This window comes from Streptomyces sp. NPDC107765, from assembly GCF_055657085.1.
Map to the genome: position 1 here is coordinate 128,763 of NZ_JBVKBL010000021.1, position 19,403 is coordinate 148,165.

Annotated in this window: 17 protein-coding genes, 1 rRNA gene and 1 pseudogene; 9 read left to right on the top strand and 10 right to left on the bottom strand. The window is 72.7% G+C overall.

What is annotated here, in order from left to right:
* Window positions 1-9: 9 nt before the first annotated feature.
* Window positions 10-1,488 (top strand): S41 family peptidase, encoded by a 1,479-nt coding sequence (locus ACZ7MX_RS35765; RefSeq protein ID WP_472138366.1) that lies wholly within the window; start codon window positions 10-12, stop codon window positions 1,486-1,488.
* A 7-nt stretch (window positions 1,489-1,495) separates the two neighbouring features.
* Here ACZ7MX_RS35765 and ACZ7MX_RS35770 read toward each other — a convergent pair whose 3' ends face one another.
* The 3 genes from ACZ7MX_RS35770 to ACZ7MX_RS35780 are packed head-to-tail and all read right to left on the bottom strand — an operon-like array spanning window position 1,496 to window position 3,601.
* Entirely contained in the window at window positions 1,496-2,437 is a 942-nt protein-coding gene (locus tag ACZ7MX_RS35770) for an NAD kinase (protein ID WP_362148833.1), read from the bottom strand.
* Window positions 2,434-3,249, bottom strand: coding sequence for a TlyA family RNA methyltransferase (locus tag ACZ7MX_RS35775; RefSeq protein WP_472138368.1), 816 nt, complete (start codon window positions 3,247-3,249; stop codon window positions 2,434-2,436). The genes ACZ7MX_RS35770 and ACZ7MX_RS35775 overlap by 4 nt, the downstream gene beginning before the upstream one ends.
* A 7-nt stretch (window positions 3,250-3,256) precedes the next feature.
* Complete coding sequence (locus ACZ7MX_RS35780; protein WP_472138370.1) at window positions 3,257-3,601, bottom strand: hypothetical protein; 345 nt, start codon at window positions 3,599-3,601, stop codon at window positions 3,257-3,259.
* A 76-nt stretch (window positions 3,602-3,677) separates the two neighbouring features.
* On the opposite strand from ACZ7MX_RS35780, the gene ACZ7MX_RS35785 reads away from it, so the two are divergent.
* Complete coding sequence (locus tag ACZ7MX_RS35785) at window positions 3,678-4,025, top strand: sterol-binding protein (RefSeq protein ID WP_472138372.1); 348 nt, start codon at window positions 3,678-3,680, stop codon at window positions 4,023-4,025.
* Here ACZ7MX_RS35785 and ACZ7MX_RS35790 read toward each other — a convergent pair.
* From ACZ7MX_RS35790 to ACZ7MX_RS35800, 3 genes are all read right to left on the bottom strand, one after another.
* Window positions 4,009-4,857, bottom strand: coding sequence for an ABC transporter ATP-binding protein (locus ACZ7MX_RS35790; RefSeq protein WP_472138374.1), 849 nt, complete (start codon window positions 4,855-4,857; stop codon window positions 4,009-4,011). The genes ACZ7MX_RS35785 and ACZ7MX_RS35790 overlap by 17 nt on opposite strands.
* A gap of 71 nt (window positions 4,858-4,928) precedes the next feature.
* Complete coding sequence (locus ACZ7MX_RS35795) at window positions 4,929-6,023, bottom strand: FecCD family ABC transporter permease (protein WP_472138375.1); 1,095 nt, start codon at window positions 6,021-6,023, stop codon at window positions 4,929-4,931.
* On the bottom strand, window positions 6,020-7,069 hold the full coding sequence (locus tag ACZ7MX_RS35800) for a FecCD family ABC transporter permease (RefSeq protein ID WP_472138377.1): 1,050 nt from the start codon (window positions 7,067-7,069) through the stop codon (window positions 6,020-6,022). The genes ACZ7MX_RS35795 and ACZ7MX_RS35800 overlap by 4 nt, the downstream gene beginning before the upstream one ends.
* Window positions 7,070-7,134: 65 nt before the next feature.
* Between ACZ7MX_RS35800 and ACZ7MX_RS35805 the strand changes: the two genes are divergently transcribed.
* On the top strand, window positions 7,135-8,163 hold the full coding sequence (locus tag ACZ7MX_RS35805) for an ABC transporter substrate-binding protein (protein ID WP_472138379.1): 1,029 nt from the start codon (window positions 7,135-7,137) through the stop codon (window positions 8,161-8,163).
* A gap of 133 nt (window positions 8,164-8,296) precedes the next feature.
* Window positions 8,297-9,187: a siderophore-interacting protein gene (locus ACZ7MX_RS35810; protein WP_472138381.1), complete on the top strand. Its 891-nt coding sequence runs from the start codon at window positions 8,297-8,299 to the stop codon at window positions 9,185-9,187.
* Window positions 9,188-9,244: 57 nt separating this feature from the next.
* On the opposite strand, the gene ACZ7MX_RS35815 is transcribed toward ACZ7MX_RS35810, so the two are convergent.
* On the bottom strand, window positions 9,245-10,270 hold the full coding sequence (locus tag ACZ7MX_RS35815; protein WP_472138383.1) for an HAD-IIA family hydrolase: 1,026 nt from the start codon (window positions 10,268-10,270) through the stop codon (window positions 9,245-9,247).
* 93 nt (window positions 10,271-10,363) lie between these two features.
* On the opposite strand from ACZ7MX_RS35815, the gene ACZ7MX_RS35820 reads away from it, so the two are divergent.
* The 5 genes from ACZ7MX_RS35820 (at window position 10,364) to ACZ7MX_RS35840 (ending at window position 17,051) form a co-directional block, all read left to right on the top strand.
* Window positions 10,364-11,626: a DUF1015 family protein gene (locus ACZ7MX_RS35820; protein ID WP_472138385.1), complete on the top strand. Its 1,263-nt coding sequence runs from the start codon at window positions 10,364-10,366 to the stop codon at window positions 11,624-11,626.
* A 155-nt stretch (window positions 11,627-11,781) separates the two neighbouring features.
* The gene (locus tag ACZ7MX_RS35825) at window positions 11,782-13,311 is read left to right on the top strand and encodes a pyridoxal phosphate-dependent decarboxylase family protein (protein WP_472138387.1); all 1,530 of its coding nucleotides are present in this window, start codon (window positions 11,782-11,784) and stop codon (window positions 13,309-13,311) included.
* A 34-nt stretch (window positions 13,312-13,345) separates the two neighbouring features.
* Window positions 13,346-14,665, top strand: a complete 1,320-nt coding sequence (locus ACZ7MX_RS35830; RefSeq protein ID WP_472138389.1) for a lysine N(6)-hydroxylase/L-ornithine N(5)-oxygenase family protein — start codon at window positions 13,346-13,348, stop codon at window positions 14,663-14,665.
* A complete protein-coding gene (locus ACZ7MX_RS35835) occupies window positions 14,662-15,228 on the top strand; it encodes a GNAT family N-acetyltransferase (RefSeq protein ID WP_472138391.1) in 567 nt (188 codons plus the stop codon). Before ACZ7MX_RS35830 ends, ACZ7MX_RS35835 begins: the two co-directional genes overlap by 4 nt.
* Entirely contained in the window at window positions 15,228-17,051 is a 1,824-nt protein-coding gene (locus ACZ7MX_RS35840) for an IucA/IucC family protein (protein ID WP_472138392.1), read from the top strand. The genes ACZ7MX_RS35835 and ACZ7MX_RS35840 overlap by 1 nt, the downstream gene beginning before the upstream one ends.
* A 78-nt stretch (window positions 17,052-17,129) precedes the next feature.
* Here the strand turns inward: ACZ7MX_RS35840 and ACZ7MX_RS35845 are convergent, their stop codons facing one another.
* The 3 genes and pseudogenes from ACZ7MX_RS35845 to rrf form a co-directional block, all read right to left on the bottom strand.
* Window positions 17,130-17,870, bottom strand: coding sequence for a tetratricopeptide repeat protein (locus tag ACZ7MX_RS35845; protein ID WP_472138411.1), 741 nt, complete (start codon window positions 17,868-17,870; stop codon window positions 17,130-17,132).
* A gap of 303 nt (window positions 17,871-18,173) precedes the next feature.
* A pseudogene (locus ACZ7MX_RS35850) lies at window positions 18,174-18,821 on the bottom strand (DEAD/DEAH box helicase); the annotation flags it as partial.
* 277 nt (window positions 18,822-19,098) lie between these two features.
* Window positions 19,099-19,215: ribosomal RNA gene (rrf, locus tag ACZ7MX_RS35855) — 5S ribosomal RNA — on the bottom strand.
* Between the last annotated feature and the right edge of the window lie 188 nt (window positions 19,216-19,403).

Genomic DNA, 19,403 nt, shown 5'->3' on the forward strand with positions numbered 1-19,403 from the left:
GAGGTATCGATGAACGACCGCTGCGGCCCCGGCCGCTCCCGCCGCTCCCGCGGCACGCTCGCGCTGTTCGCCGCCGTGACGGCCGTGACCGCGCTGACCGCCACCACCGCCTGCGCCGGCGGCCCGGCCGCCGGACCGGATCCCGCCGCTTCCCGGCCGGCGTCCGCCGCCCGCGCGTCCCTGGAGGGCGTCTGGCGGACGGACGGCTACGGGACCCTCGTCACCATCAAGGGCCGCAGCCTGCGGACGTACGAGACCACCGCGGTCAGCTGTCTGCCGGGGGCCGTCACGGGCACCCGGGCGGGGGCGCCCGACGCGCGGGGCCAAAGCCGGTTCACGGTCCCGGACTCGGCGCCGCTCACGCTGACCCCGGAGGGGGCCGGCGGCGCCCGGTGGACGAGTCCGGACACCGCGGGCCGGCGGACCCTGCACCGGATCGCCGCGCTGCCGGCCCGGTGCGCCGAGCGCCCGCCCCGCGATCCCCGGGCGGCCTTCGACGTGTTCTGGCGGACGTATGCCGAGAACTACCCGTTCTTCCGGGCGAAGAAGGTCGACTGGGCGGCGGTCCGCGACCGTTACCGCCCGCGGATCACGGCCCGGACCACCGATGCCGAACTCTTCGCGGTGCTGCGCGCGATGATCGAGCCGCTGCACGACGCGCACACCCGGGTCGTCGCCGGCCCGGACCGGTGGTTCGCGGGGAAACGCCCCGGCACGGTCCTGCCCACCCCGGCCTTCACCGCCCGTGTCGAGGCGGCGATGGCCGCCGGCCTCGGTCCCGGCGTCCACCGGCGCGAGTGGGCGCAGGGCAGGCTGTCCTACGCCGATCTGCCCGGCCGGATCGGGTACTTCCGCGTCACCCAGTTCGCCCGGTACACGAAGAAGGGCGATTACGCGGGGGACGCCGCCGAGCTCGACCGGGCCCTGGACGCGGTGTTCACGAAGGGCCGTACGCGGGGGCCGGGGGCGCTGCGCGGCCTGATCGTCGACGTCCGGCTGAACGGCGGCGGCGCCGATCCGCTGGGCCTGCGCATCGCCTCCCGGCTCACCGACCGCGGCTATCTCGCCTACCGCAAGCGGGCCCGCAACGACCCGCGGGATCCGGCGCGGTTCACCACACCGGTGCCGGTGCGGGTCCGGCCGTACCACGGCCCGGTCTACACCGGCCCGGTGGCGGTGCTCACCGGCCGCCTCACCATCAGTGCGGGCGAGACCTTCACCCAGTCCCTGATGGGCCGCTCCCCCGCCCCCACCCGGATCGGGGAGCCCACCCAGGGCGTCTTCTCCGACGTCCTGGACCGCGGCCTGCCGAACGGCTGGCGCTTCGGTCTGCCCGACGAGGAGTTCCTGACCGCCGGCGGCCGGACCTTCGACGGCGCCGGCATCCCTCCGGCCGTACCGGTCCCGGTCTTCGCCGACGAGGACCTCGCCGCGCACCGGGACCCGGGTCTGGCCCGTGCCAGGGCACTCCTCGCAGGGTCGTCGTGAGCGGCCGCTAGTGGGGCGCTCCCCGCCAGCCCGCCACCGGGAGGGCGAACTTGGCGACCAGGCGGTCGGTGAAGGAGGCGTGGTGCAGCCGGGCCAGGCGGACCGGTACGGCGCCGCGGCGGACCTCGACGCGGGCGCCGGCGGGGAGTTCGACGGTGCGGCGGCCGTCGCACCACAGCACGCCGTGCGGCGTCTTGGGCTGGACCTCGACGGCGAGGACCGAGTGCGGCGAGGTGACCAGCGGCTTGGCGAAGAGGGCGTGGGCGCTGATGGGGACCATCAGCAGCGCCTCGACCTCGGGCCAGACCACCGGGCCGCCGGCCGAGAAGGCGTAGGCGGTCGAGCCGGTGGGGGTCGCGCAGACCACGCCGTCGCCGCCGAAGCGGGAGACCGGCCGGCCGTCGACCTCGGTCACGACCTCCAGCATCCGCTCGCGCGCGGCCTTCTCCACCGACGCCTCGTTGAGCGCCCAGTCGGTGTGCACGATGTTGCCGTTGTTGCGGACGAGGATGTCGAGGGTCATGCGCTCCTCGACCTCGTAGGCGCGGGTGACGACCCGGTCGACGACCTTGTCGAGGTCGTCGCGTTCGGCCTCGGCGAGGAAGCCGACCCGGCCGAGGTTGACGCCGAGCATCGGGACGCCGGACGTCCGGGCGAAGTCCGCGCCGCGCAGCAGCGTCCCGTCCCCGCCCAGGACCACGATCAGTTCGCAGCCCTCGGCCGCGCACTGCTCCAGTTCGACGCGTTCGACCGAGGGCGGCAGCGGCAGGTCCGCGGCCTCCTCGGCCAGCACCCGCACCCCGATGCCGCTGCGCAGCAGCCCCTGGACGACGAGTTCGGCGCTGCGGACGGCCGCGGGGCGGCCGGTGTGTGCGAGCAGGAACACCGTCCGCCCGGCTCCGGTGTTCTCGTGTGCTGCGCTGCCTTCAACTGCCTGGGTTGTGGTCAACGAGGCCCCTCCGCCACTGCACGGTCGACATCCGCCGGGTCGAGTGCAGGCGCCCCGGCGCGCAGCCACAGAAAGTACTCGACATTCCCGGAAGGTCCGGGCAGCGGGCTCGCAACTACTCCAAGTACGCCAAGTCCCAGCTCCGCCGCCCGGGTCGCGACGGCCGTGACGGCCTCGGCCCGCAGCGCGGCGCTGCGCACGACCCCGCCGCTGCCGAGGCGCTCCTTGCCGACCTCGAACTGCGGCTTGACCATCAGCACCAGGTCGGCGTCCGGCGCCGCGCAGCCGACCAGCGCGGGCAGCACGAGCCCCAGCGGGATGAAGGAGAGGTCACCCACGACGAGGTCGACGGGCCGGTCGTCGATCTGATCGAGCGTCAACTCGCGCACGTTGGTGCGGTCCTTCACGGTGACCCGCTCGTCGCTCTGCAGGGACCAGGCGAGCTGGCCGTATCCGACGTCGACGGCGACGACATGGCCGGCGCCGGCCCGCAGCAGGACGTCGGTGAAGCCGCCGGTGGAGGCGCCGGCGTCCAGCGCCCGGCGCCCCTCGATCTTCAGGCCGTGCGGGGCGAAGGCGGCGAGGGCCCCGGCGAGCTTGTGACCGCCGCGCGAGACGTAGTCCGGGTCGCTGTCGTCGGCGCGGACGACCACGGCCGCGCTGGTCTCCACCTGGGTGGCCGGTTTGCTCGCGGTGGTACCGCCGACGGTCACCCGGCCCGCGGCGATCAGCTGGCTGGCGTGCTCGCGCGAGCGGGCCAGCTTGCGGCGCACCAGCTCCGCGTCGAGTCGGCGTCGTGCCACTCCTGCCACCTGTGGTTCAGCTCCTGTTGTCGTGCGTCGTGGAGGACGGTGCGGGCGGCCCGGGGTGCTGGTCGAGACCGGCCAGTACGTCGCGGAGCCCGCGGTGCACATCCTCGTACACCTTCAGGTGTCCGCCCACCGGCAGGTGGTCGGCATCGGCGAGACGCCGCAGTCCGGCGTCGACCGCGGCCTGGCCGGTGGGGGTGACGGCGACGCCGAGCGGCTCGGGCCCGGCCGCCTCGGTGGCCGCGGCCTGCCCGCCGGTCGCCGCCTCCCCGGCGCTTGTGGCCGGCCGCGCGGGTCCGGCCTGCTCCGTGCCGCCGGCTGCCTCCGGCTTTGGGCCGGGCGTGGACTGTTCCATGCCCCCGACGCTACCTCGGCGGGCGGGTGCCCGGGGCGGACCGGCGGTCCGGCGACCTGGCGTATCGTCGATCGGGATGGCAACCCTCGACCAGTGCCGTGCCGCGCTCGACCGGCTGGCCCAGAACCTGTCCTCGGCTGACGGCAAGGTCCGTGGCGCCGCCGCGCTCGACCGTTCGCTCAGCTGTCGCATCACCGACCTGGAGGTCACGTTCCTCGGGCGGCTGGCCCAGGGCAGCATCCAGGACGTGACCTGCGTGCCCGGCCCGCCCCCGGACAAGGCCGAGATCCGGCTGTCCATGGCGGGCGACGATCTGGTCGCGCTGGTGGACGGCCGGCTGAACTTCGCCCGGGCCTGGGGCAGCGGCCGGGTCAAGCTGGAGGCCGGACTGCGCGATCTGCTGCGCCTCAGGACCCTGCTGTAGCGGTCCCCACCGTCTCGTCGGCCGCCTGCCGTGCCGCCCGGCCGCCGCGCGGCTGCCGCGCAGCGGGCACGACCAGCGGTGTGCCGGTCTCCGGGTCGTCGATGACCTGGCAGCTGATGCCGAAGACCCGGGCGACCAGGTCCGCGGTGACGATGTCGGCGGGCGGGCCCTGGGCGACGATCTCGCCGTCCTTCATGGCGATGAGGTGGGTCGCGTAGCGGGCGGCGTGGTTGAGGTCGTGCAGCACGGCGACCAGCGTCCGCCCCTGCTCCTCGTGCAGCTCGGCGCACAGGTCCAGGACCTCGATCTGGTGCTGGATGTCCAGGTAGGTCGTGGGCTCGTCGAGGAGGAAGAGCGGGGTCTGCTGGGCGAGCGCCATGGCGATCCAGACCCGCTGGCGCTGGCCGCCGGACAGTTCGTCGACGTAGCGGTCGGCGAGCCCGTCGACGCCGGTGGCCGCCATGGACTCCGTCACGATCCGCTCGTCCTCGCCCGACCACTGCCGCAACAGCCCCTGGTGCGGGTAGCGGCCGCGCGCCACGAGGTCCACGACGGTGATGCCGTCCGGGGCGACCGAGGACTGGGGCAGCAGACCGAGCGTCCTGGCGACCTTCTTGGCCGGGAGGGACGAGATCGCCGCGCCGTCCAGCAGCACCGATCCGGCGCTCGGCCTGAGCATCCGGGAGAGGGCGCGCAGCAGCGTGGACTTGCCGCAGGCGTTCGGGCCGACGATGACCGTGAAGGACCGGTCGGGAATGGCGACCGAGAGGTTCTCGGCGATGACCCGCCGGTCGTAGGCGAGGGTGACGTTCTCGGCCGTGAGACGGCTCACTTCGAAAGCTCCTGGGGTGGTGGGGACGTGGTCGCGCTGCGGTCGTCGCGGTGGCCCGGGTGGCCCGGGGCTCATACCCGCCCGGCCTTCCGCTCGACGGCCAGCAGCCACAGCAGGTATCCGCCGCCGAGGACACCGGTCAGCACGCCCACCGGCAGCTGGTCGGCGCCGAAGAGCCGCTGGGAGGCCCAGTCGGCGGCGACGAGCAGTACGGCACCCATCAGGGCGGCGGGCAGCAGGTTGGGGCCGGGCGCGCGGGTCAGCCGCCGGGCGAGCTGAGGTGCGGTGAGCGCCACGAAGGAGATCGGCCCGGCCGCCGCGGTGGCCGCGGCGACCAGAACGACGGCTGCCAGCAGCACGACGATGCGCACCCGGTCGACGCGTACGCCCAGTGCGTACGCCGCGTCGTCGCCCATCTCCAGCATCCGCAGCGGCCGCCCGTAGAGGAGGACCAGCGGGATCAGGACGGCGCAGACGGCGGCGAGCGGCCCCACCTGGTCCCAGTCGCGGCCGTTGAGGGAACCGGTCATCCAGGTGGTGGCGCGGGTCGCCTCGACGATGTTGGCCTTGGTCATCAGGTAGAGGACCATCGCGTAGAGCATGGCGCCGGCCCCGATGCCGACGAGCACGAAGCGGTAGCCGTGGATGCCGCGCTTCCAGGCGAGCAGGAAGACGGCGACTCCGGTGGCCACGCCGCCGACGACCGCTCCGGCGGCGACCGCGAAGGTCCCGGCCTGGAAGTAGACGATGGCGGTCAGCGCGCCGACCGACGAGCCCTGGGCGAAGCCGAGGACGTCCGGGCTGCCGAGCGGATTGCGCGAGACGGTCTGGAACACCGCCCCGGCGATCCCGAACGCGGCGCCGACCAGCAGCCCCACCAGCACCCGGGGCAGCCGCAGGTCCTGCACGATGAACTGTGCGCCGGGGTCGCCGCCGCCGGTCAGCGTGGCGACCACCTCGCCCGGCGTCATCGGGTAGTCGCCGGAGCCGATCAGCGCGATGCCGGCGGCCAGCGCGAGGACCAGCAGCACCAGTCCGACGACCACGGCGCGGACGTCCAGGCGCAGCGAGAGCCCGCCCTGGGCCCCGCCTTTGGTGCGCAGCGTCGCCGCGCGCTTCGTGCCGTGCGCGGGCTTCGTGCGCCCGGACTTCACAGTGACGCTCACAGCTGAGCCATCCTCCGCCGTCGTACGAGATAGATGAAGACCGGTCCGCCGATGAGGGCGGTGACGATGCCGACCTGGAGTTCGCCGGGGCGGGCCGCCACCCGTCCGAGGACATCCGCGCCGAGCAGCAGGACCGGTGAGAGCACCGCGGAGTACGGCAGGATCCAGCGCAGGTCGGGGCCGGTGAGGGCCCGTACGACGTGCGGAACCATCAGGCCGACGTAGACGATCGGGCCGCAGGCGGCGGTGGCGCCGCCGCACAGCAGGGTGACCGCGACCATCGCCAGGACCCGGGTGCGGGTGAGCCGGGTGCCCAGTGCCCGCGCCTGGTCGTCGCCGAGCGCGATGGCGTTGAGCGGGCGGGCGAGCAGCAGCGCGAGGACCCCGCCGACGGCCAGGAAGGGGGCGACGTGGGTGACCGTCGGCGCGGTGGCGGCGGCCAGTGAACCCACCGTCCAGAAGCGCATCTTGTCGAGCGCCGCGGTGTCCGTGAGGTTGACGGCGTTGATGTAGCCGACGAGGACGGCGGTCAGTGCGGTGCCGGCCAGCGCGAGCCGTACGGGGGTGGCGTTGCGGGTGCCGCCGAGGACGTAGACGGCGACCGAGACGACCGCGGCACCGGCGAACGCGAACCACACATAGCCGGTGAGGGAGGTGATGCCGAAGAAGCTGATGGCGGAGACGACGGCGGCCGAGGCGCCGGCGTTGATACCGAGAACTCCGGGGTCCGCCAGGGGATTTCGGGTCAGTGCCTGCATGACGGTGCCGGCCAGGCCGAGGGCGGCGCCGGCCAACAGGCCGAGCAGGGTGCGGGGGATGCGCACGTCGTGGACGACCACGTCGGTGTCGGTGCCGGAGTAGTGGAACACCCCGTGCCACACCTGGTCGAGCGGGATCGGTTTGGCGCCGACGGCGATGCCGAGGACGACGACGGCGGCGAGGACGGCCACGGAGCCGAGCAGTCCCGCGGAGCGCAGGGCGTGCCGCCTCCGGGGTGCCGTGGGGGCCGGGGCCGTTGATGCTTCGGGGGGACTGTCGACCAACACGGTAGTTAGGTTAGCCTACCCTCACATTCGACTTGCAGGCCCTCCCAGAGAGAAGCGCAGCCACCATGAGCACTTCCCGAAGCGTATCCCTGTCCCGCCGCGGCGTCCTGGCCGCGGGCGGCGCCGTCGGCATCGGCGCCCTGCTGGCCGCGTGCGGCGGCGGCAAGGGGGCGGCGGACGCCAACGGCGGTGCCCAGGGCGGCCCTTGGAGCTTCACCGACGACCGCAAGCAGAAGGTCTCCCTCAAGGGCACCCCGCAGCGGATCGTCGCCTTCACCGGCACCGCGGCCGCCCTGCACGACTTCGGGATCGACGACCAGATCGTCGGCGTCTTCGGCCCCACCAAGCTCAAGGACGGCAAGCCCGACCCGCAGGCCGGCGACCTCGACGTCGACAAGGTCACCATCATCGGCAACGCCTACGGCCAGTTCAACGTCGAGAAGTTCGCGGGGCTGCGGCCGGATCTGCTGGTCACCAACATGTACGAGCCGGGTGCGCTGTGGTTCGTCCCGGACGACAGCAAGGACAAGATCACCAAGCTGGCCAGGTCCGTGGCCCTCACCTCCTCCCGCGTCCCGCTCGTCAAAATCATCGAGCGCTACGCCGAACTGGCCGGATCGCTCGGCGCCGACCTCAAGGCCAAGAAGGTCACCGACGCCAAGTCCCGCTTCGAGAAGGCCGCCGAGAAGCTGCGCAAGGCCGCCAGGTCGAACCCGGTCAAGGTGCTCGCCTGCTCCGGCAGCCCCGGCCTGTTCTACGCCTCCAACCCCGGCATCAACGCCGACCTGATGTACTACAAGTCCCTCGGCGTCGACCTGATCGTCCCCGACCACCTGGACAAGGGCGGCTACTTCGAGAGCCTGAGCTGGGAGAACGCCGACAAGTACAAGGCGGACGTGCTCCTGCTGGACAACCGGACCGCCACCCTCCAGCCCAAGGACCTGGCGGCGAAGCCCTCCTGGGCGAAGCTGCCCGCCGTCAAGGCCGGCCAGATCACCCCGTGGTCGAGCGAGCCGCGCTTCTCCTACGCGGGCTCCGCACCGCTCATCGAGACGCTGGCCAAGGACGTCGAGAGCGCCAAGAAGGTCAGCTGACACACCGCCGTGCCGCGCGGACCGGCCCCGGGCCGTCCGCACCGCACGTCCGCCGGCCGCGACGGACCGCCCGCCCGCACCCGCGCGTCCCCACGGCCGCCCCCACCCCCACCACCGTCCGGGAGGTTCCCGCATGACCACGACCGCCGCCCCCGCCACCACCCCGTTCCGCTTCTTCGACGTGCACGTCGTCCGCTCCCGGCGGCTCGGCCCCGCCATGCTGCGGGTCACCTTCGGCGGCGAGCGGCTGGACGAACTGGCCTCCGGCGGCCGTGACCAGCGCTTCAAGCTCTTCCTCCCGCAACCCCACCAGGACCGCCCGGTCCTCGACGACCTGGGCGAGGGCTGGTACACCGCCTGGCGGGCCCAGGACCCGGCCGAGCGTGCGGTGATGCGCTCGTACACCATCCGTGAACAGCGCCCGGACTCCGGGGAGTTCGACGTGGACTTCGCGCTGCACGGCGCGGAGCCGGGCGCCTCCGCGACGAAGGGCGGGCCGGCCTCCCGCTGGGCCGCCGCCGCCCGGCCCGGCGACCGGCTCACCGTCCTCGCCCCGGCCGTGGAGGACAACGGCGGCGTCGACTTCCGCCCGCCGGCCGGCACCGACTGGATCCTGCTCACCGGCGACGAGACGGCGCTGCCCGCGATCGCCGGCATCCTCTCCTGGCTCTCCCCCGGCACCCAGGCCAAGGTCTTCCTGGAGATCGGGCACGAGGACGACCGGCAGCCGCTGCCGACCTTCGCGGACGCCGACGTCACCTGGCTCGTCCGGGACCCGGCCACCGCGGCGCACCACGAGCCGGTGCTCGACGCGCTGCGCACCGCCGCGCTGCCCGCCGGCACGCCGTACGCCTGGGTCGCCGGGGAGTCCGGCACCGTCAAGGCGGTGCGCCGTCATCTGGTCCGCGAGCGCGGTTTCGACCGCCGCGCGGTCAAGTTCACCGGCTACTGGCGGCGCGGCGCCTCCGAGGAGGACCTGCTCGCCGAGCTGTCGGCGGGTACCGCGGCGGCCGAGCGGGACTGAGCCATCGGCCGCCGAGCGCCGGGGCCCCGCCGCACGCCGGGCCCCGGGGCGCCGTCCTCACATCCCGATGCGGGCCAGCGCCTTGTCCGCGTCGGCCCGGCAACTGCCGTTCCCCGCCTGCGTCCAGGCCGCCGCGCACAGCGCCCGCAGCCCGTCCAGCGGCTCCCCCTCGCCCGCCACGGCGAGCACGCCGCCGGCGGCCTCGGCCCGCCAGCCACCGCACCGGAAGCCACCGCCGTCCGCGGTCACCTCCGGCTGCGGCGCGAGCAGCCCGCGCAGGTCCGCGTCCACGTAGGAGGGGCGATGCTCCGGCGGGGCGGCGAGCAGTTCGGCGGGGGTGGTCACGCCGGTGAGCACCAGCAGGGAATCCACCGCGCCGTTGTGGGCGCCCTCGATGTCGGTGTCCAGCCGGTCGCCGATCACCAGCGGCCGCCGGGCGCCGGTCCGCAGCACCGTCTCGCGGTGCATCGGCGGCTGCGGCTTGCCCGCCACCTGGGGCGCCCCGCCCGCCGCGATCCGGACGACCTCCACCAACGCGCCGTTGCCGGGCGCGATCCCGCGCTCCTTGGGGATCGTCAGGTCGGTGTTGGACGCGAACCACGGCACCCCGCGCTGCACCGCGTACGCGGCCTCCGCCAGCCGTTCCCAGTCCAGGGACGGGTCGTAGCCCTGCACCACGGCCGCCGGGTCGTCGTCCGCGGAGAACACCGGCTCAAGGCCGCGCTCGCGCAGCGCCACCAGCAGCCCCTCGCCGCCGATCGCCAGCACCCGGGCACCCGCCGGCACCTGCTCGGCGATCAGCCGGGCCACCGCCTGCGCCGAGGTGATCACGTCCTCGGGACCCGTGGGCAGCCCAAATCCGGACAGCTGGTCGGCGACGGCCTGCGGGGTGCGGGCCGCGTTGTTGGTCACGTACGCCAGGTGCATCCCGCCGTCCCGGGCGCAGGTCAGCGACGCAACGGCGTGCGCGATCGCCCGGCCACCGGCGTAGACGACCCCGTCCAGATCCAGCAGCGCCGTGTCGTACGCCGCGCTCAGCGCGCGCCGGCTCCCGTCGGGCTGCCTGCGAACCTGCTCGTTCATGCCGTCCTGCTCCTCGCACCTACCGGTATTTCCAGCCACATCCGGACTGTCCCCCGATCTTCCCTCATCGCGCCCGCGGCATAGCATTCTTCAATGACCGATACCGACGGCCTCCGCCTCCTCCCGTTCCGCGGACTGCGCTACGCCCCGGACCGGATCAGCAGCCTCACCGCCGTGACCTCGCCGCCGTACGACGTGGTGGTCCGGCCGGAGGGGGTGCGCCATCTGGAGACCGCCGATCCGTACAACATCGTCCGGCTGATCCTGCCGCACGCCGCGGACCCGGCCGCCCGGCACCGCCAGGCCGCCGACACCCTGCGCCGCTGGCGCGCCGAGGGCGTGCTGGCGCAGGACCCCGACCCCGCACTGTACGTGTACGAGCAGCGCTCCGGCGAGGTGCTCCAGCGCGGGCTGATCGGTGCGCTGCGCCTGGACGGCCCGGTGCTGCCGCACGAGGACGTGATCCCCGAGGTCGTGGCGGACCGGGCCGCGCTGATGCGCGCCGCGGCCGCCAATTTCGAGCCGTTGCTGCTGTCGTACCGCGGCGGCAATCCGGCGAACGGCGCCACCGCGGTGATCGAGCGCGTGGTGGAGGGCACCCCGCTGCTGTCCACCACCACGGAGGACGGTTTCACCCACCGCCTGTGGGCGGTCACCGCCCCCGCCGACCTCGCCACCATCGACGCGGACCTCGCCCGCCGGCAGGCGCTGATCGCCGACGGCCACCACCGCTGGGCGACCTACCAGCGGCTGTACGAGCAGCAGCCGGGCGCCACCGCCGCCTCCCCCTGGGCGTCCGGCCTGGTCCTGCTCGTCGACACCGCCCGCTACCCGCTCCAGGTCCGCGCCATCCACCGCGTACTGCCGCATCTGCCGCCCGCCAAGGCGCTGGCGGAGCTGGCCGGTGCCTTCCGCACCCGTCCGCTCGCGGGCGAGCTGCCGGACGCCCTGCGGGCCCTGGAGGAGACGCCCGGTACGGCCTTCGTCCTCAGCGGCGGACCGGACACCTTCCACCTCCTGGACCGCCCGGATCCCGAGCTGCTGGACCGTACGATCCGCCGGGACCGGCCCGAGGCGTGGCGGCGGCTGGACGCCACCGTGCTGCACTCCGTCCTGCTGGACGAGGTCTGGCACATCCCTGACCACCCGTCGGACATCGGCTATCTGCACCACGCCGAGGCCGCCGTGGCCCACGCCGCCCGGCACGGCGGATCGGCCCTGCTGATGCGCGCCACGTCCGAGGAGACCGTCCGTCAACTCGCCGAGTGCGGTGTGACGATGCCCCGCAAGTCCACGTCGTTCGGGCCCAAGCCCGCCACGGGGCTGGTGCTTCGGACGCTGGAGGACGACAACTGAGCCGCGGACGGGGTCCGGTCCGGGCCCCGTCTCCCCACCTGGGATGTAGTTAGGTTAGGCTTACCTCACTACGTCACCGGGCGGGCCTCCCTGCCCCTGCGCACACCCCACCCTGCGCAGGACGTGGTCAACTCCGCACCAGGGAGGACACCTTCATGAGTCTCCTCGCGCACTCCGCCGAGGACCCGGCCGACAGCCGGACGTATCTGCTCAACAACGGGACGGCCCACCGCTACCACAGCGCGGTCACCGAGAGCGTCACACGGATCAGCGCCAAAATCGCCGGTACCGCCCGCCCGTTCACCGGCATCTCCGTCGACCGCCTCGCCCCCGCGATCGCCGGCGTCGACCTCGACGCACCGCTGCACGACACGGCCGCCGCGCTCGACGAACTCGAAGAGGTCTACCTCCGCGACGCGGTCTACTTCCACCACCCGCGCTACCTCGCGCACCTCAACTGCCCCGTGGTGATCCCCGCCCTGGTCGGCGAGGCCGTCCTCTCCGCCGTCAACTCCTCCCTGGACACCTGGGACCAGAGCGCCGGCGGCACGCTCATCGAACGCCGGCTGATCGACTGGACCGCCGCCCGGATCGGCCTCGGCGAGCTGGCCGACGGCATCTTCACCAGCGGCGGCAGCCAGTCCAACCTCCAGGCCATGCTGCTCGCCCGCGACGAGGCCTGCCGCCGCGAACCGGCCCGGGACGGCTCCCCGGACACCCGGCTCACCGACGTCCTCCCCCGGCTGCGCATCCTCACCTCCGCCTGCAGCCACTTCAGCATCCGCAAGTCCGCCACCCTGCTGGGCATGGGCGCCGAGGCCGTCATCACCGTCCCCGTCGACGCCGAAAAGCGGATGCGCACCGACGCGCTGGCCGACGAACTGGCCCGCTGCCACCGCGACGGCCTGATACCCATGGCGGTCGTCGCCACCGCCGGCACCACCGACTTCGGCTCCCTCGACCCGCTCCCGGAGATCGCCGACCTGTGCGCCCGCCACGGCGCCTGGATGCACGTCGACGCCGCCTACGGATGCGGACTGCTGGTCTCCCGCCGCCGCGAACTCCTCGACGGCATCGAGCGCGCCGACTCCGTCACCGTCGACTACCACAAGTCCTTCTTCCAGCCGGTCAGTTCGAGCGCCGTCCTGGTACGGGACCGGGCCACCCTGCGGCACGTCACCTACCACGCGGACTACCTCAACCCGCGCCGGATGGCCGAGGCCCGGATCCCCAACCAGGTCGACAAGTCGATCCAGACCACCCGCCGCTTCGACGCCCTCAAACTCTGGCTCACCCTGCGCATCATGGGCGCCCGGGCCGTCGGCGAACTCTTCGACGAGGTCATCGACCGCGCCGCCGACGCCTGGAAACTCCTCCACGACGACCCCCGCTTCGAAGTGGTCACCGAACCCCGGCTGAGCACCCTGGTCTTCCGCTACGTCCCCAGCGCCGACCCGGACCCCGAGCTCGCCGACCGGGTCAACCTGCACGCCCGCGAAGCGCTGTTCGCCTCCGGCGACGCGATCGTCGCCGGCACCAAGGTCGACGGCCGCCACTACCTCAAGTTCACCCTGCTCAACCCCGAAACCACCCTGGAGGACATCGCCACCGTCCTCGACCTGATCGCCGAGCACGCCGGCGCCTTCCTCGCCGAGCAGCCCCGGCCGGCGCTCAGCGCGCGCTGACCCTCCCCGAGCCGAACCCCCCATCGGAGACCCCGTGTCCGCCCCTTACGACTTCCTCGCCATCGGCCTCGGCCCCTTCAACCTCGGCCTGGCCTGCCTGACCGAGCCGATCGACGGACTCAACGGCCTGTTCCTGGACGACAAACCGTCCTTCGACTGGCACCCCGGCATGATGCTGGAAAGCAGCCACCTCCAGGTGCCGTTCCTTGCCGACCTGGTCACCCTCGCCGATCCGACCTCCCCGTTCTCCTTCCTCAACTACCTGAAGGAATCCGGGCGAATCTACCCGTTCTACATCCGCGAGAGCTTCTATCCGCTGCGCGCCGAGTTCAACGACTACTGCCGCTGGGCGGCCGGCAAACTCGACACCCTCCGCTTCGGACACCGCGTCACCACCGTCGAGTACGACGCCCGCGAGGAGCTGTACACCGTCCACGCCGAGCACCTCCCCACCGGCGAACGCCGCACCTTCCGCGCCCGCAAACTCGTCCTCGGCACCGGCACCCCGCCGCACCTCCCCGAGGCGTGCCAGGGCCTGGGCGGCGACCTGCTGCACAACGCCGGCTACCTGGACGCCAAGCCCGCCCTCCAGGCCAAGGACTCGATCACCCTGATCGGCAGCGGCCAGAGCGCGGCCGAGATCTACTACGACCTCCTCACGGACATCGACGCCCACGACTACCACCTGACCTGGGCCACCCGCTCGCCGCGCTTCTTCCCCCTCGAATACACCAAGCTCACGCTGGAGATGACCTCACCGGAGTACGTGGACTACTTCCACGCCCTCCCCCGGGCCACCCGCGACCGGCTCAACGCCACCCAGAAACACCTCTACAAGGGCATCGACTCCGAGCTGATCAACGAGATCTTCGACCTGCTCTACCAGAAGAGCCTGGCCGGCCCGGTCCGCACCCGCCTGCTCACCAACACCGCCCTCCGGACGGCCTCCTACGACGAGACCTCCGGCACCTATACCCTGGGCCTGCGCCAGGAGGAACAGGGCACCGACTTCACCCTCGACACCCAGGGCCTGGTCCTCGCCACCGGCTACCGCTACCGCGTACCGGACTTCCTCGAACCGGTCCGCGACCGGATCGCCTGGGACGACGCCGGCCGCTACGCCGTCGCCCGCAACTACAGCATCGACACCACCGGCCAGGGCATCTTCGTGCAGAACGCCGAGCTGCACACCCACGGCTTCGTCACCCCCGACCTCGGCATGGCCGCCTACCGCAACTCGTGCCTCGTCCGCGAGCTGCTCGGCCGCGAGTACTACCCGGTCGAGAAGGCCATCGCCTTCCAGGAGTTCGCCGCCCCGGCCGGCCCGCACCACCCCATGGAGATACCCGCGTGAGTACCCCCGTCTTCACCCGCACCGATCCCGCTCTGGGGGAGCTCTCCCTGCGGCCCGTCGACCCCGCCGCCGACGCCGCCGTCCTGCACTCCTGGGTCACCCACCCCAAGGCCGTCTTCTGGCTGATGCAGGACTGCGACCTCGCCGCCGTCGAGAAGGAGTTCGCGCGGATCGCCGCCGACCCCCACCACGACGCCTTCCTCGGCCTGCACAACGGCACCCCGGCCTTCCTGATGGAACGCTACGACCCCGCCCACCGCGAACTGGTCGGCATCCACGCCGCCGAGCCGGGCGACATCGGCATGCACTTCCTCACCGCGCCCACCGCCACCCCCCTCCACGGCTTCACCCGCGCGGTGCTCACCACCGTCATGGACATGCTCTTCGCCGACCCGGCCACCCACCGCGTCGTCGTCGAACCCGACACCCGCAACACCGCCGTGCACGCCCTCAACAAGGCCGTCGGCTTCGAGATCCGGCGCACCGTCTCGCTGCCCGCCAAGGACGCCTACCTGAGCACCTGCACCCGCGACCAGTTCCTGGCCGCCCGAGGAGACCACTGATGCCCACCGCCCAGGACGCCGTCGCCCACCTCACCCCCGCCCTGTGGGCCCGCGCCAACCGCCTGCTGATCCGCAAGGGCCTGGCCGAATTCGCCCACGAGCGGCTGCTCACCCCCCAGCGCCTGCCGCAGGACGGCCACTACGCCGTACGCAGCGACGACGGCAGCACCGAATACCGCTTCGCCGCCCGCAGAGCCGCCCTCGACCACTGGCAGGTCGACGCCGACAGCATCACCCGCCACCGCGGACCGGACGAACTCCCCCTGGACGCCCTGGAGTTCTTCCTCGAGCTCCGCACGGCCCTGGGCCTCGGCCAGGAGATCCTGCCGGTCTACCTGGAGGAGATCAGCTCCACCCTCTCCGGCACCGCCTACAAGCTCGGCCTCGACCAGCCCTCCGCCGCCGAACTCGCCAAGTCCGGCTTCCAGGCCATCGAGACCGGCATGACCGAGGGCCACCCCTGCTTCGTCGCCAACAACGGCCGCCTCGGCTTCGGCATCCACGAGTACCACGCCTACGCCCCCGAGGCCGCCAGCCCGCTGACGCTCATCTGGCTCGCCGCCCGCCGCGACCACGCCACCTTCACCGCCGGCGCCGGCCTCGACTACGACACCCTGATCCGCGCCGAACTCCCCGAGGAGACCCGCACCCGCTTCACCACCACCCTCACCGGCCTCGGCCTCGACCCCGCCGACTACTACCTCTTCCCCACCCACCCGTGGCAGTGGTGGAACAAGCTGTCCGTCACCTTCGCCGCCGAGATCGCCCGGCAGCACCTGGTCTGCCTGGGCCCCGGCGACGACGAGTACCTCGCTCAGCAGTCCATCCGCACCTTCTTCAACACCACCGACCCGGCCAAGCACTACGTCAAAACGGCCCTCTCGGTCCTCAACATGGGCTTCATGCGCGGCCTGTCCGCCTCCTACATGGAGGCCACCCCCGCCATCAACGACTGGCTCGCCCGCCTGATCGACGCCGACGACACCTTCCGCGCCGCCCGCTTCTCGATCATCCGTGAGCGCGCCGCCATCGGTTACCACCACCGCCAGTACGAGGCCGCCACCGAAAAGGGCTCCCCGTACCTGAAGATGCTGGCCGCCCTCTGGCGGGAGAGCCCGGTCCCCACCCTGGAACCCGGCCAGCGCCTGGCCACCATGGCCTCCCTCCTCCACACCGACCGCGACGGCGACTCCCTCGCCGGCGCCCTCATCGAGGAGTCCGGCCTGGAACCGGCCGTCTGGCTGCGCCGCTACCTCGACGGCTACCTCGTCCCGGTCCTGCACGCCTTCTACGCCTACGACCTGGTCTTCATGCCGCACGGCGAGAACGCCATCCTGGTCGTCGAGGACGGCGCCGTGGCCCGCGTGATCTTCAAGGACATCGCGGAGGAGATCGCCGTCATGGTCCCCCAAGGCCTTAAGGGCCAGGGAGGTGCCCCCACCCACGCGGTTCTGCCGCCCGCCGTCGAACGCATCCGCGCCGACGTCCCCGAGGACAAGAAGCTCCTCTCCGTCTTCACCGACGTCTTCGACTGCTTCTTCCGCTTCCTCGCCGCCACCCTCGACGACCGCGGCATCCTCGACGAGGACACCTTCTGGCGCACGGTCGCCGAGTGCGTCACCGACTACCAGACGGCCCACCCCCACCTGGCCGACAGGTTCGCGCAGTACGACATGTTCACCGACGAGTTCGCGCTCTCCTGCCTGAACCGCCTCCAGCTGCGCAACAACCAGCAGATGGTCGACCTCCAGGACCCCGCCGGCGCCCTCCAGCTCATCGGCACCCTCCGCAACCCGATCGCCCCCCACGCACCGGCCCGCTGAGCCGGACACCCCCCGCAACGACGAAGGGCGGGACCCCACCGGGGTCCCGCCCTTCGCCGTCACCTCATCCGGCGACTGTCAGCCCTGCTCGGGCCGGTCACCGCCGTCCGCGTCGCCGTTCTCCTCCGTCTCGCCGGACTCCTCCAGCACGTCGGTGAACTCCACACCGTCCAGCTCGGCCAGCCGGTCCGAGGCGTCCGTGGTACCGCCCTGGTCGGCCTCCAGCGCCTTGGCGAACCAGTCCCGGGCCTCGCCCTCACGCCCGACCTCCAGCAGCGCATCGGCGTACGCGTACCGCAGCCGCGCCGTCCACGGGTGCACGGCCGTCGAGGCCAGCTCCGGACTCTGCAGCGTCACCACCGCCGCGTCCGCCTGCCCCATGTCCCGACGGGCACCCGCCGCGACCAGCCGCATCTCGACCTGCCCGGCCCGGTCCAGCTTCTGCACCTCGGGCTCGCCGGCCATCGCCAGCGCCTTCTCCGGCCGGCCCAGCCCACGCTCGCAGTCCGCCATCACCGGCCACAGCTCCACGCTGCCGGTCATCCGCCGCGCCGCCCGGAACTCCGCCAGCGCCTCGCTGTACTTGCCGACCGCGTACGCCGCGAAGCCCGCGGCCTCCCGCACCGCCGCGACCCGCGACGCCAGCCGCAGCGCCACCCGCGAGTACCCGTACGCCTTCTCCGGGTCCTCGTCCAGCAGCCGCGCGACCATCACCAGGTTCCTGGCGACGTCCCCGGCCAGCGTCTTCGGCAGGCTCATCAGCTCCTGCCGGACGTCCTTGTCGATCTCCTCACCGGTGACGTCGTCCGGAATCGGCAGCCGCTTGATCGGCTCCCGGTCCCGGTCGCGACGGTCGTCCCGGCGGTCGTCCCGGCGGTCGTCCCGGCCGCGCCCGCCGCCGTACGGCCGGCGCCCACCGCGCTCGTCGTCCCGCCGGAACCCGCCACGGTCGTCCCGCCGCGGCCCACGGTCGTCCCGCCGGAACCCGCCGCGCCCGCCCCGCTCGTCATCGCGCCGGAACCCACCACGGTCATCCCGCCGCTCGTCCCGCCGGTCATCGCGACGGAAGCCACCACGGTCGCCACCGGACGGCCGCTCATCCCGCCGCTCGCCGCCACGGAACCCACCGCGGTCACCCGACGGACGGTCGTCACGACGGAATCCGCCGCGCTCGCCACCCCGGTCATCCCGCCGGAAACCACCGCGGTCGTCCCGCCGGTCATCGCGGCGATCGTCGCGCCGGAAACCGCCCCGGTCACCGCCGGACGGCCGGTCATCCCGCCGGAAACCGCCCCGGTCACCGCCGGACGGCCGGTCGTCCCGCCGGAAACCACCGCGCCCGCCACCGGAGTAACGGTCGTCCCGCCGGAAACCACCGCGATCACCGCCGGACGGCCGGTCATCCCGCCGGAAACCACCGCGGTCGTCCCGCCGCGGACCGCGGTCATCGTGACGGAATCCGCCCCGGTCACCCGACCCGCGGTCATCACGGCGGAAGGCCGGACGCTCCCCGCCCCGGTCGTCCCGACGGAACCCGCCGCTGCGCTCATCATCACGCCGCGGCCCACGCGGCCGCTCATCACGCCGCTCGCCGCCACGGAACCCACCACGGTCACCCGACGGACGGTCGTCACGACGGAATCCGCCGCGCTCGCCACCCCGGTCATCCCGCCGGAAGCCCCCGCGGTCATCACGCCGGTCATCACGCCGGTCGTCACGGCGATCGTCGCGCCGGAAACCGCCCCGGTCACCACCGGACGGCCGGTCATCCCGGCGGAAACCGCCGCGGTTGTCGCCACCGCGGTTGTCGCCACGGCTGTCGCGCCGCGGCCCCCGGTCGTCACGCCGGAAACCACCGCGGTCACCGTCGTCACGCCGCTGCGGCCGGCGCTCCGAACGATCGTCGGAAGAGTTGGTGGACATCGACGTGACTCCTGTCTTCGGTACTGCATTCATTCTCACGCACCGACGACTTCGGCGCGCTTCGGAAAAACAAAAGGACCCTTGGTCCCAGCATGTCGCTGGGACCAAGGGTCCTTGAAAGATTGTTCGGCGGCGTCCTACTCTCCCACAGGGTCCCCCCTGCAGTACCATCGGCGCTGAAAGGCTTAGCTTCCGGGTTCGGAATGTAACCGGGCGTTTCCCTAACGCTATGACCACCGAAACCCTATCGGGTTCGAGCGAACAAGCACACTCTTCAGTTAATTAAAGTGAAGCTGGTTCAACCGACGCTGCGACTGTTCGCAACCCGGGAACCACACAGTGGACGCGAGCAACTGAGGACAAGCCCTCGGCCTATTAGTACCAGTCAACTCCACACCTTACGGCGCTTCCATATCTGGCCTATCAACC